The organism is Streptococcus bovimastitidis (assembly GCF_001885095.1).
In the GTDB taxonomy this organism is placed as follows: domain Bacteria; phylum Bacillota; class Bacilli; order Lactobacillales; family Streptococcaceae; genus Streptococcus; species Streptococcus bovimastitidis.
This window is the reverse complement of record NZ_LZDD01000001.1, coordinates 1041304-1057616: the sequence shown is the minus strand read 5'-3', so window position 1 is coordinate 1057616 and position 16313 is coordinate 1041304. Positions and strand designations below refer to the sequence as shown.

The following is a 16313-nucleotide window of genomic DNA, read 5'->3' as shown; positions in this document are numbered from 1 at the left end:
AGAAAAGGGGAGAAAATGCTTTATCAACAAATTTCTCAAAATAAGCGTCGAACCATTGTTCTGATCCTTACCTTTTTCATCTTACTTGCCCTTATTGGTGGTGCTGCAGGTTATATTCTAGTTGAATCTTATCAGTTAGGTATGGTTTTAGCCTTAATAATTGGTGGCATTTATGCCCTAAGCATGATTTTCCAATCGACAGCAGTTGTCATGAGTATGAATAATGCTAGAGAAATTAGCGTAGAACAGGCCCCTGATTTTTTCCATATTGTTGAAGATATGGCAATGGTTGCACAGATACCCATGCCAAAGGTTTATATCATAGACGATGCTGCTCTAAATGCTTTTGCCACAGGGTCAAGCCCTAAAAATGCAGCGGTAGCAGCGACCTCTGGTCTTTTACAAGTCATGAATCGGGAAGAATTAGAAGGTGTCATCGGTCACGAGATTAGCCACATTCGAAATTACGATATTCGCATTTCAACCATTGCTGTTGCCTTAGCTAGTGCTATTACCCTTATTTCGAGCATTGGTAGTCGGATGATGTGGTATAGTGGCGGCAGTCGTAGTCGTGATGATAATCGAGATAGTAGTGGTTTAGGGATAGTACTCTTAATTTTCTCACTGCTATCACTGGTTTTAGCCCCCCTTGTAGCAACGTTGGTACAACTTGCCATATCACGGCAAAGAGAATATTTGGCTGATGCAAGTTCAGTCGAGCTAACGCGAAATCCAGAGGGAATGATTAAGGCCTTAGAAAAGTTGCAAAATTCTCAGCCAATGACTCAAAAGGTTGATGATGCAAGTGCAGCCTTATATATTAATGAGCCTCGTAAAAAAGAAAATATATCATCTTTATTTAGTACTCACCCACCAATTGCAGAACGTATTGAACGACTGCGTCATATGTAAGAGTTTAAGAAATTCTTAAGCTCTTCTTTTTATAATAAGATAGTATTAAGTTTTCTGTTTATCTTATTAAATAAATTCAATGAAAAACTGTCAATAATTTTAAAGAATGAAAAAGAAGAACCGTAATTTTTACAAAAAATATTTGACAAATTCTTAAAATAATAGTAAAAATAAATTAGAGTTTTATTAGGAGAAAGAATGATTAACATTACAGAAATCAAAAAAAGACAAGAGGCGCTTCCATTTAATCAGATTCTTGACATTAAAGAACAGCTTCTTGAACGGGATCCATCAATTATAGATGTCAAAGATGTACAGGTGAAAGGTCATATCCAGTATGATCAAGGTCTTTATTTATTAAACTACCAGCTTACTTACACCTTAACATTACCATCGAGCCGCTCAATGCAAGCTGTTGAACTTAATGAAGAGCAAGCCATTGAAGAAATTTTTATTGAAAAAAATGACCTTCAAGCCAAGGCAGATTTAGTAGAAGACAATCTTGTTTTAGTCTTGGAAGAAGATGCTATTAGTTTGGAAGAAAGTGCTATTGACAATATTTTATTAGCTATCCCTTTACAGGTACTGACGCCTGAAGAATTAGCATCAGATGACTTACCTTCCGGAAATGACTGGGAAGTCTTAACAGAAGAGCAGTATCAAGCTTTAAAGGCTGAAACTAAGAAAGAAAATAATCCTTTTGCTAGCCTAGATGGGCTGTTTAATGAATAAAACTGACTATTTAAGAAAATTGTAATTTTTGATTGAAAAATTTGTGACACTCTGATATACTCTATACAGTATCTGATTAGTTATAAAATAAAATGTATTACCAATCTGATGTTGATCAAGAATAGATGTCGTAGAGACTAATAGATAAAAAAATAAACTCTAATAAAAAACGGAAATACTTTTGATAGCGGACTTAACTTAAAATCAAAAGGAAAAGGAAAAAACTATGTCAAAGAAAATTCTTATTGTTGAAGATGAAAAAAATCTTGCACGATTTGTTTCATTAGAACTTCAACATGAAGGTTATGAAGTAACGGTTGAAGTTAATGGTCGTGAAGGCTTGGAAACTGCACTTGAAAAAGATTTTGATCTCATTCTGCTAGATTTAATGCTTCCAGAGATGGATGGTTTCGAAGTAACTCGTCGTTTACAAACTGAAAAAACAACTTACATCATGATGATGACCGCTCGCGATTCAATTATGGATGTTGTTGCTGGTCTTGACCGTGGTGCTGATGATTATATCGTAAAACCATTTGCTATTGAGGAATTGTTAGCTCGTATCCGGGCAATTTTCCGTCGTCAAGATATTGAAACCGAGAAAAAAGCACCTAGTCAAGGTGTTTACCGTGATTTAGTTTTAAATCCACAAAACCGTTCTGTTAATCGTGGTGATGATGAAATTTCACTAACAAAACGTGAATATGATTTGTTAAACATTTTAATGACAAATATGAACCGTGTAATGACACGTGAAGAATTACTTTCAAATGTTTGGAAATATGATGAAGCTGTTGAAACAAACGTCGTTGATGTTTATATTCGTTACCTCCGTGGTAAAATTGACATGCCTGGACGTGAATCATACATTCAAACTGTTCGTGGAATGGGTTACGTCATCCGCGAAAAATAATAAAACTTATGAAAAAACGGAAATTGTTAAAATATAAAAGATCTTTACCAAAACGACTTTCAAGTTTATTCTTTGTATTATTTTTCTGCATTTTTTCAGCCTTTACTTTGCTAGCTTATTATTCAACTGATTATTTCTTACTCAAAAAAGAAAATCAAGCTATCAATCATACAATTGATTTAGTTAGAGTTCGTCTGTCAGAGGTGAACTCTAATTTTACATTTCATAATCTAATCGATACCCTTTATCAAAATGATAAAGAACAGTTTAGAGTTGATACAAGTAAAGGGAATAATTTTATCCGGAGTAAACGCGATCTGACTAATATCCTTGATTCTAAACAGGATATCTACATTTATAATAATAAGAAAAAGATGATTTTCACAACAGATGAAACCAACTTTACTTATGAGTTATGTGGGCCATTAAATAAAGTCTTTAAGGATGAAGAGGAAGGTCAATATCGAGGAATTTCGATTACAAAAAAAGTATACTCCGAGCACGGTAAAAAATTATTAGGCTACGTTGCAATCTACCAAGACTTGGAAGATTACTTTGTTATTAGAGCTCGTTTACTATTATGGTTGATATTTGTTGAGTTGTTTGGAACCTGTTTAGCATATGCTATTATCTATTTTTCAACACGTAAGTTCTTGGGACCATTGAAGAATTTACATGAAGTCATGCGCAATATTTCAGAGAACCCAAATAATTTAGCCCTTAGATCTTCAATCACTTCAGGTGATGAAATTGAAGAATTGTCAGAAATCTTTGATACCATGCTGGATAAGGTTGAGAATTATACCAATCTCCAGTCGCGGTTTATTAGTGATGTCAGCCATGAGCTCAGAACACCTGTTGCTATCATAAAGGGTCATATTGGCCTCCTGCAAAGATGGGGGAAAAATGACCAAGAGATTCTTGAGGAAAGTCTATCTGCTGCTGGACATGAGGCAGACAGGATGGCTATCATGATCAATGATATGTTAGATATGATTCGCGTCCAAGGATCATTTGAGCAGCATCAAAATGACCGTACTGTTTTAGAGAATTCAATTGAGACTGTTATTGGAAACTTTAGAGTATTAAAAGAAGATTTTGTCTTTAACTGGACATCCAGAGCTAGTCAAACTAGTGCACGAATTTATAAGAATCACTTTGAACAAGCTTTGATGATTTTGATTGATAATGCGATCAAGTATTCTCGAAGGGAAAACAAAATCACCATTGACTTAGAAACGACTGGTCAAAATGCTATAGTAAAAGTCAGCGATAAGGGTGAAGGTATTTCAGAAGAAGATATTAAACATATCTTTGAACGCTTTTATAGGACTGATAAATCACGAAATCGGACTAGTACTCAAGCTGGTTTAGGGATAGGATTATCAATTTTAGAACAAATCGTTGAAGGCTATCATTTGGAGATGAGAGTCGAAAGTGTTGTAAATGAAGGTTCAACCTTTATTATTTCAATCCCACTAGATTAATAAATATAGGAGCATTCCTTTAGATTTTATTTTTGTCATAGAGTGCTTTAAAAAGTCAGTTGAAAAATGCTGGCTTTTTTCTGATTTTTGATAAATTGGTTCCCTAATTGAGGGGAGTCCTAGCTTTTGTTATCTCTGTTTTTATGGTAAAATAGAGTACTAGATTATTTCCGTAGAATTGGGGTGTTTTTCGTGCGTTGTCCAAAATGTAACTATAATAAATCAAGTGTTGTTGATAGTCGCCAAGCAGAAGATGGGAACACAATCAGACGTCGTAGAGAATGTGAGAAATGTCATACACGGTTTACAACTTTTGAGCGCTTAGAAGAACTCCCTTTATTGGTTATCAAAAAAGACGGTACGAGGGAGCAATTTTCAAGAGATAAAATTCTTAATGGGGTTGTTCAAAGTGCTCAAAAAAGACCTGTTTCAAGTACTGATATTGAGAATTTGATTTCTCGGATTGAACAAAAAGTTCGTGCTGATTATGAAAACGAGGTCTCAAGTACGGCTATTGGTAACTTGGTCATGGAAGAACTGGCTGAATTAGATGAGATTACTTATGTTCGTTTTGCCAGCGTCTACAAGAGTTTTAAAGATGTTGACGAGATTGAAGAACTCTTACAACAAATTACAACCCGTGTACGAGGAAAGAAAAGTAGCGTGACTAATGAAACCAAATGATACTTTTTATTACCTAAAACATAATAAAATCGCTTTCAATGCTAACAGTCTCATAAAAGTTTATCAACCTATTATCGGAAACGATGCCCTAGCACTATACAACTATTTGATTCAATTTTCTGATGAAGGTCGCAGAGAACATAAATTCACTGAAATTCTAAATCATCTTCAATTTGGAATGAACCGTTTAGAAGAGGCTTTGGCGCTTTTGACAGCTATGGATTTACTTGTTTTTTATCAAAAAGTAGATCATTATTTGCTAAAATTAAATGCCGCTCTTGAGGTTGATGAATTTATCAGTAATCCTATCCTGCGCCGTCTACTTGAGCAAAAAATTGGTGAACTTGCCGTTTCGGAACTGGACATCAAAATTCCAAAAGATGCACATGATATTTCTAAGAAATTTTCTGATTTATTTGGTAAATTGCAATCACAAACTCCAAAAACAGTTAATTCATCTAAATCTAAAGTGTCTTTTGATTTGGACAGCTTTAAACAATTGATGACTCGTGATGGTCTTCAATTTGCCAATGAGCAAGAGGATGTGGTTAGACTTTTTAGTATTTCTGAAGAGTATAAGATGACTTGGTTTGATACCTATCAATTAGCTAGAGCGACAGCTATTAACTACAAAATTTCACCCACACGGATTGTCACTCAAAAGAAACAAGAGTTGGCAGCACCGCAAGCGACTAGCGACTTTAGCCAAGCGGAATTAGCGGTTATTCGGGAGGCAAAAACTGACAATGCGCAGCTATTCTTAGAAAAAATAAAAAAAGTTAGACGGGCATCGGTCACTAAGGATGAACGGAATTTGCTTGTGACTTTAGCTGAGATGGGTTTCTTGGATGAAGTGATTAACATTATGGTGCTTTACACCTTTAACAAGACTAAATCGGCCAATCTTCAGAAAAATTATGTGATGAAAATGGCTAATGATTTTTCTTACCAAGGCGTGGCCAATGCTGAAGAGGCAACCATGAAAATGAGGTCCTTTGAGGAGCGAAAAGCACAGGCGACTAGTTCAAAGGCTAAGCCTGCTAAGACTAATGTTCCGGAGTGGAGCAATCCTGATTATCAAGAATCCACAAGTCCCGAGGAGCAAGTAGAGCTTGATCGTTTCAAAGAGCAAGCCTTGAAACGTTTAGAAAATTTAAGAAAAGGTGGTGATTAGATGGAAAAAATTGGAAAGACCATGGAAAAATTAGGGTCAGAGAATCGAGTTGATTCTAATCAGTTGGTACAAAAAATTCTAGCGGATCCTGAAATTGCTGCCTTTATTACCCAAGAAGGCATGACTGAGGAGCAAATTAAGCTCAGTTTGTCCAAGTTTAATCAATTCTTACTGGAACGCCAAAGATACCAAACGGGTGATGTTACATACATTGCAAAGGGCTATGCCCCCATCTTAGTCATGAATGAAGGCTATGCCGATGTTTCCTATCAAGAAACAAAAGAGCTGATTGAAGCTAAGAAAAGAGCTGCTATTTCGGAAAGAATTAATTTGGTTAATCTGCCAAAATCTTACCGTAATATTCAAATGTCCGACTTTGATATCAATAATGCCAGTCGGATGAAAGCCTTGTCTGAGATTTTAGATTTTGTTGAGCAATATCCTAATCCTGGTCAAAAAGGTCTCTATATTTATGGAGATATGGGGATTGGTAAATCTTATTTTATGGCTGCTATGGCGAGAGAGTTATCTGAACAAAAGGGAGTGTCAACAACCTTACTTCATTTTCCAACTTTCACCATCGATGTCAAAAATGCTATTTCTTCAGGATCTGTCAAAGAAGAAATTGATGCTGTCAAAAATGTGCCTGTCTTGATATTGGATGATATTGGGGCAGAGCAAGCTACTTCATGGGTTCGTGATGAAGTTTTACAAGTTATTCTCCAGTATCGGATGTTAGAAGAATTACCGACTTTCTTTACTTCAAATTACAGCCTGGCTGATTTGGAAAGAAAATGGGCTAATATCAAGGGGAATGACGAAAGCTGGCAGGCTAAACGAGTTATGGAACGTGTGCGCTACTTGGCGCGTGAATTCCACCTCGAAGGGGCCAATCGTCGTTAATAATTGAATGAGTTTTGTCTAGTAAGACATTAAAGAAGGAGAATCATGGCTTTACCTACAGTTGCCATTGTTGGACGCCCGAATGTGGGCAAGTCCACATTATTTAACCGAATTGCAGGAGAACGTATTTCCATCGTTGAAGATGTGGAAGGCGTAACACGTGATCGTATTTACACAACCGGAGAATGGTTGAATCGGAAATTCTCATTGATTGATACTGGTGGTATCGACGATGTAGATGCTCCTTTTATGGAACAAATTAAACACCAGGCACAAATTGCCATGGACGAAGCAGATGTTATCGTCTTTGTCGTTTCTGGTAAAGAAGGGGTAACGGATGCGGATGAGTATGTTGCTAAAATGCTCTATCGTACCCACAAACCTGTTATCTTAGCCATTAATAAGGTGGATAATCCAGAAATGCGTAATGATATTTACGATTTCTATTCACTAGGACTTGGCGATCCCTTCCCGCTGTCCTCAGTCCATGGTATTGGTACTGGTGATGTTCTTGATGCTATTGTTGAGAATTTACCAGTAGAGGAAGCTGAAGAAAATGAAAACATTATCCGTTTCAGCTTGATCGGTCGTCCAAACGTAGGGAAATCAAGTTTAATTAATGCTATTCTGGGAGAAGACCGCGTTATAGCAAGTCCAGTCGCTGGGACAACCCGTGATGCTATTGATACCAACTTTACGGACGCAGAAGGTCAAGAATTTACCATGATTGATACGGCAGGAATGCGTAAATCTGGTAAGGTCTATGAAAACACAGAAAAATACTCTGTCATGCGCGCCATGCGCGCTATTGACCGCTCAGATGTCGTTCTGATGGTCATTAATGCTGAAGAAGGTATTCGTGAGTATGACAAACGCATTGCTGGTTTTGCGCATGAAGCTGGTAAAGGGATGATTATTGTGGTTAATAAATGGGATACCATTTCCAAAGATAACCACACGGTTTCTAAATGGGAAGAAGAAATCCGTGATCAATTCCAATTCTTAAGTTACGCACCGATTATCTTTGTTTCTGCTGTGACGAGACAACGTTTAAGCAAATTGCCAGAATTAATCAAGCGGATTAGTGATTCACAAAACCGTCGGATTCCATCAGCCGTTCTTAACGATGTTATCATGGATGCTATTGCCATTAATCCAACACCAACAGATAAGGGCAAACGTCTTAAAATTTTCTATGCAACTCAAGTTTCTGTTAAACCACCGACTTTTGTTATCTTCGTTAACGAAGAGGAGTTGATGCATTTCTCTTATTTACGTTTCTTAGAAAATCAAATTCGGTCAGCCTTCACTTTTGAAGGAACTCCAATCCATTTGATTGCTCGTAAGCGTAAATAGGACTTGTCGGCTTTTTAGCTGAGATAGAGAATAGTGAATGCTTCAGCTTGTCATCTGATTCTTGATATGAATAATCTGTAAAGGTCACTGAATAAATGAAATGATATATTCAAAAAGGTTAGGAAAACTCTTAGCCTTTTTTGGCGCAGCCAATTCTTTAAATAGTGAAAAAACGTAGGAAAAATGAGGAAATCTAGGTAGCTTTTTGATATAATATAGGGATAATCTAAGAGGTGAGGAAGTTATGGCAAGATTAATTCCGGGTCGGATTCGTAATCAAGGAATTGACCTTTATGATCAAGGTTTAGTGTCCATTAGTCAAGAAGAAGACGGTCTTGTTGAGGCTTTTGTCGATGGGTTTAAGCTAACGTATAGTATCGACGACAGCCTTGTTTCTTGTACGTGTGATTTTTTTCAGGCGAAAAAATATTGTCAGCATTTGGCGGCTTTAGAACATTTTTTGAAAAATAATACTGAAGGTAAAGTTGTTGCTGAAAAATTAAACCACCAAACGGAATTTAAGGAAGAAAGGCAAAAATTAACGTCTTTTGGCAGTCTATTTTTAGACCACTTAAAAATGAATGAAGATGATACTATGCGTTATCGTCTTTCAGCATCTGGTAGTCGGAGTCCTTTTTCTTCCGATTTCTGGTGGTCTTTAAAGATTAACCGTTTGCCTGATGACCGTTCTTATGTTATTAGAGATATTAAAGGATTTTTATCCTTAATATTAAGTGAAGGCTTTTATCAGATTGGTAAGAATTACTATGAGCCTTTATCTTTAATCAAATTTGATCAGGCAAGTCAAGAGTTGATCCAATTTCTATGGCGTCTAGCACCCAGTTGGGATAAGAGTGAGAACGCCCTTATTTTTCCAAATCATGCTCGTAACCTATTTTTACCAAGTGGTTTATTTGAAGAAGGCATAGACCTTTTAACTAATCTCTATGACTTTAGTTTTGAAGGGCCAAGACAGACTTATAAACACCTCTACGTTAAGCCAATTGATGGGAGTGTAGGGCTCTTTCAATTTGCTGTGGAAGTGCATCGAAAATATATTAGTCTTCAAATCAAAGAAAAGAATATGCATTTCTTATTTGATAATGAGTATATTCTTTACCAAGATACTTTTTATCACTTAACCCTTAAACAAAGAAAATTGGTTTCGGCCATTCGCAATTTGCCGCTTGAAACGGATTTAAGCAAGCATATTGAGTTCAATTTAGATGACCAATCCAAGTTGGCAGCTAGTTTGCTTGATTTTCAAGAAATTGGGCAGGTTTTAGCACCAAAGAGTTTTCAAATCAGAGATTTTGACCTTAAGATTAATCTTGATTTAGAAGCCTCTCAGCTAATAAAAGCGCAATTGACCTTTGATTTTGGTTATCTTAAAATCTCTGACAAACTGGAATTAGATCAACTCCCTTTTACTAGTAATTATAAGAAAGAAGAAAAAATATACCGTGCTCTAAGGCATTTTGGCTTTGAGGGTCAGATGCAGTCTTATAAGCAAATTTCTGGTCCACAGGATCTTTATCATTTCTTTACGGAAACCATACCCTATTTAGAAAAATTAGGTAAAGTGATACTTTCAGAAGAAGTGGCAGAACTTCGCTTTTCTGAAGCACCAGAAATTGCAATCAATCGTAATGGCAGTCTCTTAGATATTTCTTTTGACTTCTCACAGGTTTTTGAATCGGATATCGATGATGCTTTGACAGCTTTGTTTAATAATAATCCTTATTTCGTAAATGACGCTGGGAAATTGGTTATTTTTGATGAAGATACTCAAAAAATTAGTCAATCACTGCAAGATTTAAGGGCTAGACAGGTAGCAGATGGCCATTTACAAGTAGATGGTATTGCAGCCTTACAACTCTCACAAGTTTTTTCTCAGATGGATAATGTCCACTTTTCACATGAATTAGAGGAGCTTGTGGCTGATTTAAAGGATCCTGATCGATACATTCTTCCGCAATTAGACATTAAGACTCAAATTCGAGATTACCAGATTCAAGGGATAAAATGGCTTTCTACTCTAGATAAATATGGTTTTGGCGGCATATTAGCCGACGATATGGGCTTGGGTAAGACCATCCAAACAATTGCTTTTCTAAGTAGTAAGCTAAAAGCAGAGACAAAAATCTTAATTTTATCTCCTTCAAGTCTTCTCTATAACTGGTTAGATGAGTTTCAAAAATTTGCTCCGGAGATTGATGTTGCGGTATCTTATGGGCTTAAGTCAGCTCGAGATATGGTCATTGAAGAGGACCATCAGGTGACTGTTACTTCTTATTCATCCTTCCGTCAAGACTTTGATCTCTATAAGTTAAAACATTATGATTACCTTATTTTGGATGAAGCACAGGTTATTAAAAATGCTCAAACCAAGATTGCTCAAAGTTTAAGAGCTTTCGATGTCAGCAATTGTTTTGCCTTATCAGGTACACCTATTGAGAACAAACTGCTTGAAATCTGGTCGATTTTCCAAATTGTTTTGCCAGGCTTACTACCATCTAAAAAAGACTTTTTGAAAATGGAAGCAGAAGAGGTTGCGCGATTTATTAAACCTTTTGTTATGCGCCGAAAAAAAGAGGACGTCTTGCCAGAATTGCCTGACTTGATTGAAATGACCTATCCAAATGAAATGTCGGACAGTCAGAAAGCTATCTATTTAGCACAATTACGACAAATGCAAGACCGTATTCGCTCTTCCTCTGATTCAGACATCAACCGTCAAAAAATCGAAATCCTTTCTGGGATTACTCGACTAAGACAGATTTGTGATACACCAAGTCTATTTATGGATTATGATGGTGAAAGTGGTAAATTAGAAAGCCTTCGGACTTTGCTTTTACAAATTAAAGAGAATGGTCATCGGGCCTTAATCTTTTCTCAATTTCGAGGGATGTTGGATATCGCTGAGCAGGATATTACGTCACTAGGATTAACGTCATATAAGATTACCGGTTCAACCCCAGCTGATGAACGGCAAGAAATGACTCGGGCCTTTAACAATGGTTCCAAGGATGTTTTCTTGATTTCCTTGAAAGCCGGAGGCGTTGGACTTAATCTGACCGGAGCTGATACAGTTGTTCTGATTGACCTTTGGTGGAATCCAGCTGTGGAAATGCAAGCTATTAGTCGGGCACATCGGATTGGTCAAAAGGAGAATGTTGAGGTTTTCCGTTTGATTACACGTGGCACGATTGAAGAAAAAATCTTGGAATTGCAAGAAAACAAGCGCAATTTAGTGACAACAGTCTTAGATGGTAACGAAAGTCGAGCTAGCATGACTGTTGAAGAAATAAAAGAAATATTGGGACTGGATAAGGATTAGTGACTTTTAAAGATCTATTTGAAGGGAACTTCTGATTCTGCTAGCGCAGCTGATTTCCTTCTTGCTTTAATGAAAAAACCAAGTGTCTGAAGAAATCAAATCTTCAGGCATTTTTTGAAAAGATGAGAAAATGGAAAAATTATAAGGGAATTTGCACTTTCAAGCCTTAATTTTGGGGAAAGTTTTGAAAAATATGGATAATTAGTTTATAATAGGGAATGCTATAGGAAGGAAGGAAATGTCAATGATTAAAGGTCAATTTCCATTAGTTGCGGACGGAGAACCCATTGTTGAAGAAGGTCGTCATATGCATTTATATGAAAATGAGGACTTGATTAGTAATATTCATGGATTCTATCAAGACAAAGATTACGACGATGTGACGCGTGATTTTGCTTTTGTCAACCCTGCAAATCCTGAGGTAGCACAGCCAAATCGTTTTCAAACAATCGATGAGGGGCGCAATTATGCTGAGGAAGCTCGCAAACGTGCTCGTAAAGAATTGAAGGAAAAACGTCAGGCGCATCTAGCTAAAGAGATGGCATACAACCAAAATTATCATAGCAATCATTCTAGTAAGGCCAGTTCTTATAAGGCACCACTTGAAAAAACGGTCCCTGAAACGAAAGTTTTGGCCACTAAGAGAAGAGCAAGTAAATGGAGTCACCTTACAGAAAAATTAGAACAAGATTCTTACATTCTTGCGGAAATCCCAGTTCAGTACAAGGAATCTCAGTCAACAAATCAGGCTCAGACGCCAGTTAAGAAAAACAATTATGACTTTTTAAAGCGAAGTCAAATCTATAACAGTCAAGAAACACGCTTACAGAGAGAAAAAACAATTGCTCAAGAATTAAATTTAACACGCTTAGATGATGTTTATTAAGCTGTTGGAATTATTGGTGTCTTGAGAAAATCTAAAAGGAGTTAAAATGTCGTCTAAATCTTATTATTTTATCGGAATTAAAGGGTCTGGCATGAGTGCCTTAGCACTAATGTTGCACCAAATGGGTCATAAAGTTCAAGGAAGTGATGTTGAAAAATATTATTTTACGCAACGTGGACTTGAAAAAGCTGGTATTGAAATCAAACCTTTCAGTAAAGACAATATTTCTGCAGATATGGAAATTATTGCTGGTAATGCCTTCCGTAAAGATAACAATGAAGAGTTAGCTTATGCCATTGAAAATAATATTCCTTTTAAACGTTATCATGAGTTCTTAGGTGAATTTATGAAACAATTTACCAGTTTTGGTATTGCTGGTGCTCATGGTAAAACTTCAACGACTGGCCTTTTAGCTCATGTCTTAAAGAATATTACTGATACATCATACCTGATTGGTGATGGGACAGGTCGTGGTTCTGCCAATGCTCAATACTTCGTTTTTGAGTCTGATGAATATGAACGTCATTTCATGCCTTATCATCCTGAATATTCTATTATTACAAATATTGATTTTGACCATCCAGACTATTTTACTGGTATTGAGGACGTCTTTTCGGCTTTCAACGATTACGCTAAACAAGTTCAAAAAGCCTTATTTGTTTATGGTGAAGACGAAGAGCTGAAAAAAATTACTGCTAATGCCCCAATTTATTACTATGGTTTTGATGACAAGAATGACTTTGTTGCCTTCGATATTACGCGGACAACAAACGGTTCTGATTTCAAAGTTAAACATGATGATCAAATCATTGGTCAGTTCCACGTACCTGCTTACGGACGCCATAATATTTTGAATGCTACAGCTGTTATTGCTAACTTATATATTGCAGGTATTGATATGGACTTAGTTGCAAAACATATGGTTACTTTTGGTGGTGTTAAACGTCGCTTCACTGAAAAAATTATTAACGAAACCATCATCATTGATGACTTTGCTCACCATCCAACTGAAATTGTTGCAACAATCGATGCAGCACGTCAAAAATACCCAAGTCGTGAGATTGTAGCTATTTTCCAACCTCATACCTTTACACGGACAATCGCTTTGCTAGATGAGTTTGCTCAGGCCTTAAATGAAGCGGACAGTGTTTACTTAGCTCAAATTTATGGCTCAGCGCGTGAAGTTGATAAAGGTGAAGTTAAAGTTGAGGACTTAGCGGCAAAAATTATCAAACCTGCTAAAGTGGTCACTGTTGAGAATGTTTCACCATTGTTAGACCATGATAATGCTGTTTATGTTTTCATGGGAGCTGGAGATATTCAACTCTACGAACGTTCTTTTGAAGAACTTTTAGCAAACTTAACGCATAATAATCAATAAAAAATCCTGCCTCTGGCAGGTTTTCTGTTAGAAAGGAAAGTCATGCTTATTAGACATGTGGTTGAGAAGGATTGGCCTTTTGTCCATGCTATTGAAGTAGCCAATTTTTCACCAGAAGAAGCAGCCTCTGCAGAGGTTATTTTAGCTAGAACGCAAGTTAATCCCGATACTTTTCTGGTCGCTGTGCTTGAGGATCAAATTGCTGGTTATGTTGAAGGTCCGGTTGTTGCAGAAGCTAAGTTAGAAGATCATCTATTCCACGGTAGTCAAAAGAATCCAGAAAGTGGAGGCTATATCGCTATTACCAGTCTTTCCATTTCTCCCAAGTTTCAAAAGCAAGGGATTGGGACGGCTCTACTTGCTGCCATGAAAGATTTGGCAGTCGCTCAAAATCGTCAAGGGATTATTCTAACCTGTCATGATTATTTAATTTCATATTATGAATTAAATGGTTTTAAGAATTTGGGCCTTTCAGATTCAAATCATGGTGGAAGTATCTGGTACGATATGCTTTGGCAGCCCAAAGATAGGCATTGAGCAAATACCTCTAAAAGTATTAAAAATGAGTAACAAATAAGGGAAATAATTGCTTTTATGCTAGTTTTGGGTTATAATTGCGATTGATTACGTTTAGGAGGACTTGCTTTGACCGATTTTAAAGATGATGGCCAAGAGTCTCAGAAGAAAATGAGCTTCAAGGAGCACATTTTAGCTGAGCTTGAAAAAGCTAATCAAATTCGCAAAGAAAAAGAAGAAGAACTTCTTCGGCAAGACTTAAAAGCAGAAGAATTAAAAATGAAAGAGCGTGAAGCTGAAGAGGCAAGGCAAAAGACAATCGTTCTCTATAATGATTATCAAGAAGAAATGGCTAAATCAACTGAAAACAGTCAAGATTCTGTTCATGAAAGTGAACAAGAGACTGAAAATCAGTCTGAAATGGATGCTAATGAAAGCCTGCTAGGATTTGAGGAAAGTAGTATTTCGAGTGAGTCAGAAGGTCTGGAGACATCTGAGAATGATGGCTCTGAGGAAATTGATTCACAATCCTTTTCACATTCTGAATCTGCTTTTGGATCAGATGACTCTCAAGAGTCAGAAAAAGTTTCACTAGTAGGAAGTGATTTATCGGAAACAATTCCATTTACACCGATTACTATTTTAAATCCGGCTGACATTGGTTTTGTTTTAGAAGATGAGCAAGAAGCAGAAACAAGTGAATCAACGACTAGTCAACCTGTACAGGATGAACAAGCTCATTTTACTTCTGATACAGACATAAACCAAGATGAAGCATCTGAAGCTTCACATGCAGTTGGAGGTTTAGTGAAGAAAAGATATAGTAAGCGACAAGAGACTGATCGAGTGGCTAAGAAAATTTCAATGGTACTTATTTCGTCTATCTTAGCAATTGTCGTGATTATCGCATTAGCTAGCTCCCTATTTGTCTATAATGCTGTTAATCCAGTCGATAAAAAAGATAATAAATATGTACAAGTTGAGATTCCAGCTGGATCAGGTAATAAATTGATTGGTCAAGTTCTCGAAGAAAATGGCTTGATTAAGAGTGGTACTGTCTTCAACTTCTATACAAAGTTCAAGAATTTTTCAAATTTCCAAAGTGGCTATTACAACCTTCAAAAGAGTATGTCACTTGATGAAATTGCCAGAGCTTTGCAAAAGGGTGGTACTGATAAGCCAACTAAACCAGTCCTAGGAAAAATCTTAATCCCTGAAGGCTATACGATTAAACAAATCAGCAAAGCTGTTACCGATAATAGTAATACCAAATCGACAAAAGATAAAACACCATTTAAGTCACAAGACTTTTTAAACTTGATTCAGGATGAAACCTTCATTAAGGAAATGGTGAAAAAATACCCTCGCTTATTGTCTAGCCTACCTAAAAAAGAAGATGCTATTTATCAATTAGAAGGCTATTTATTCCCAGCTACTTATGATTATTATAAAGATACAGACATTCGTTCTTTAATTGATGAAATGTTAGCAACGACAGACGCTACCTTGTCTCCTTATTATGATAGTATTGAAGCTAGTGGAAAAACAGTGAATGAAGTCTTAACTTTAGCGTCACTTGTTGAAAAAGAAGGCTCTACAGATGAGGATCGTCGCGATATCGCAAGTGTTTTCTACAATCGTCTCCAAAATGGCATGGCCTTGCAATCAAATATTGCTATTCTTTATGCCATGAATAAACTTGGCGATAAAACGACACTAGCTGAAGATGCCGCGATTGACACAACGATTAAGTCGCCTTATAATATTTATACGAATACTGGTTTAATGCCTGGTCCAGTAGATAGCCCAAGTCTATCTGCCATTGACGCAACAGTCAAACCTGCAAATACCGATTATTTATACTTTGTTGCCAATGTCAAGACAGGTGAGGTCTTCTATGCCAAAACCTATGAAGCACATTCAGCAAATGTTGAAAAATATGTAAACAACCAAATTCAGTAAAATACAAACATGATGCCAAAGGCATCATGTTTGTATTTCTGAATTCTTTAATATATAGAAAAGAGAA

13 protein-coding genes are annotated in these 16313 nt (G+C 36.6%); all 13 read left to right on the top strand.

Annotated elements, in window-relative coordinates:
* Positions 1–15: 15 nt before the first annotated feature.
* The 13 genes from htpX (at position 16) to mltG (ending at position 16246) form a co-directional block, all read left to right on the top strand.
* Positions 16–912, top strand: coding sequence for a zinc metalloprotease HtpX (htpX, locus tag A9Q68_RS05200; protein WP_071793632.1), 897 nt, complete (start codon positions 16–18; stop codon positions 910–912).
* A 198-nt stretch (positions 913–1110) separates the two neighbouring features.
* On the top strand, positions 1111–1644 hold the full coding sequence (locus A9Q68_RS05195) for a YceD family protein (protein WP_071793631.1): 534 nt from the start codon (positions 1111–1113) through the stop codon (positions 1642–1644).
* Positions 1645–1870: 226 nt separating this feature from the next.
* A complete protein-coding gene (gene covR, locus A9Q68_RS05190) occupies positions 1871–2557 on the top strand; it encodes a two-component system response regulator CovR/CsrR (protein WP_071793630.1) in 687 nt (228 codons plus the stop codon).
* Between the two features lie 8 nt (positions 2558–2565).
* Positions 2566–4044, top strand: a complete 1479-nt coding sequence (locus A9Q68_RS05185; RefSeq protein ID WP_071793629.1) for a HAMP domain-containing sensor histidine kinase — start codon at positions 2566–2568, stop codon at positions 4042–4044.
* A 192-nt stretch (positions 4045–4236) separates the two neighbouring features.
* On the top strand, positions 4237–4728 hold the full coding sequence (gene nrdR, locus A9Q68_RS05180) for a transcriptional regulator NrdR (RefSeq protein WP_071793628.1): 492 nt from the start codon (positions 4237–4239) through the stop codon (positions 4726–4728).
* On the top strand, positions 4715–5902 hold the full coding sequence (locus tag A9Q68_RS05175; protein WP_071793627.1) for a replication initiation and membrane attachment family protein: 1188 nt from the start codon (positions 4715–4717) through the stop codon (positions 5900–5902). Before nrdR ends, A9Q68_RS05175 begins: the two co-directional genes overlap by 14 nt.
* Positions 5903–6805, top strand: coding sequence for a primosomal protein DnaI (dnaI, locus tag A9Q68_RS05170; RefSeq protein WP_071793626.1), 903 nt, complete (start codon positions 5903–5905; stop codon positions 6803–6805). It abuts the gene before it with no gap.
* A gap of 45 nt (positions 6806–6850) precedes the next feature.
* Entirely contained in the window at positions 6851–8161 is a 1311-nt protein-coding gene (der, locus tag A9Q68_RS05165; RefSeq protein ID WP_071793625.1) for a ribosome biogenesis GTPase Der, read from the top strand.
* 244 nt (positions 8162–8405) lie between these two features.
* On the top strand, positions 8406–11501 hold the full coding sequence (locus tag A9Q68_RS05160; protein WP_071793624.1) for a pilus expression-regulating Snf2 family helicase: 3096 nt from the start codon (positions 8406–8408) through the stop codon (positions 11499–11501).
* A gap of 244 nt (positions 11502–11745) precedes the next feature.
* A complete protein-coding gene (zapJ, locus tag A9Q68_RS05155) occupies positions 11746–12387 on the top strand; it encodes a divisome accessory protein ZapJ (RefSeq protein WP_071793623.1) in 642 nt (213 codons plus the stop codon).
* 46 nt (positions 12388–12433) lie between these two features.
* Positions 12434–13768 (top strand): UDP-N-acetylmuramate--L-alanine ligase, encoded by a 1335-nt coding sequence (gene murC, locus A9Q68_RS05150; protein ID WP_071793622.1) that lies wholly within the window; start codon positions 12434–12436, stop codon positions 13766–13768.
* 42 nt (positions 13769–13810) lie between these two features.
* Positions 13811–14305, top strand: a complete 495-nt coding sequence (locus A9Q68_RS05145; protein ID WP_071793621.1) for a GNAT family N-acetyltransferase — start codon at positions 13811–13813, stop codon at positions 14303–14305.
* 108 nt (positions 14306–14413) lie between these two features.
* Positions 14414–16246 carry an endolytic transglycosylase MltG gene (gene mltG, locus A9Q68_RS05140; protein WP_071793620.1) on the top strand — a complete coding sequence of 611 codons (1833 nt, stop codon included), beginning with the start codon at positions 14414–14416 and terminating at the stop codon, positions 16244–16246.
* Positions 16247–16313: the final 67 nt, after the last annotated feature.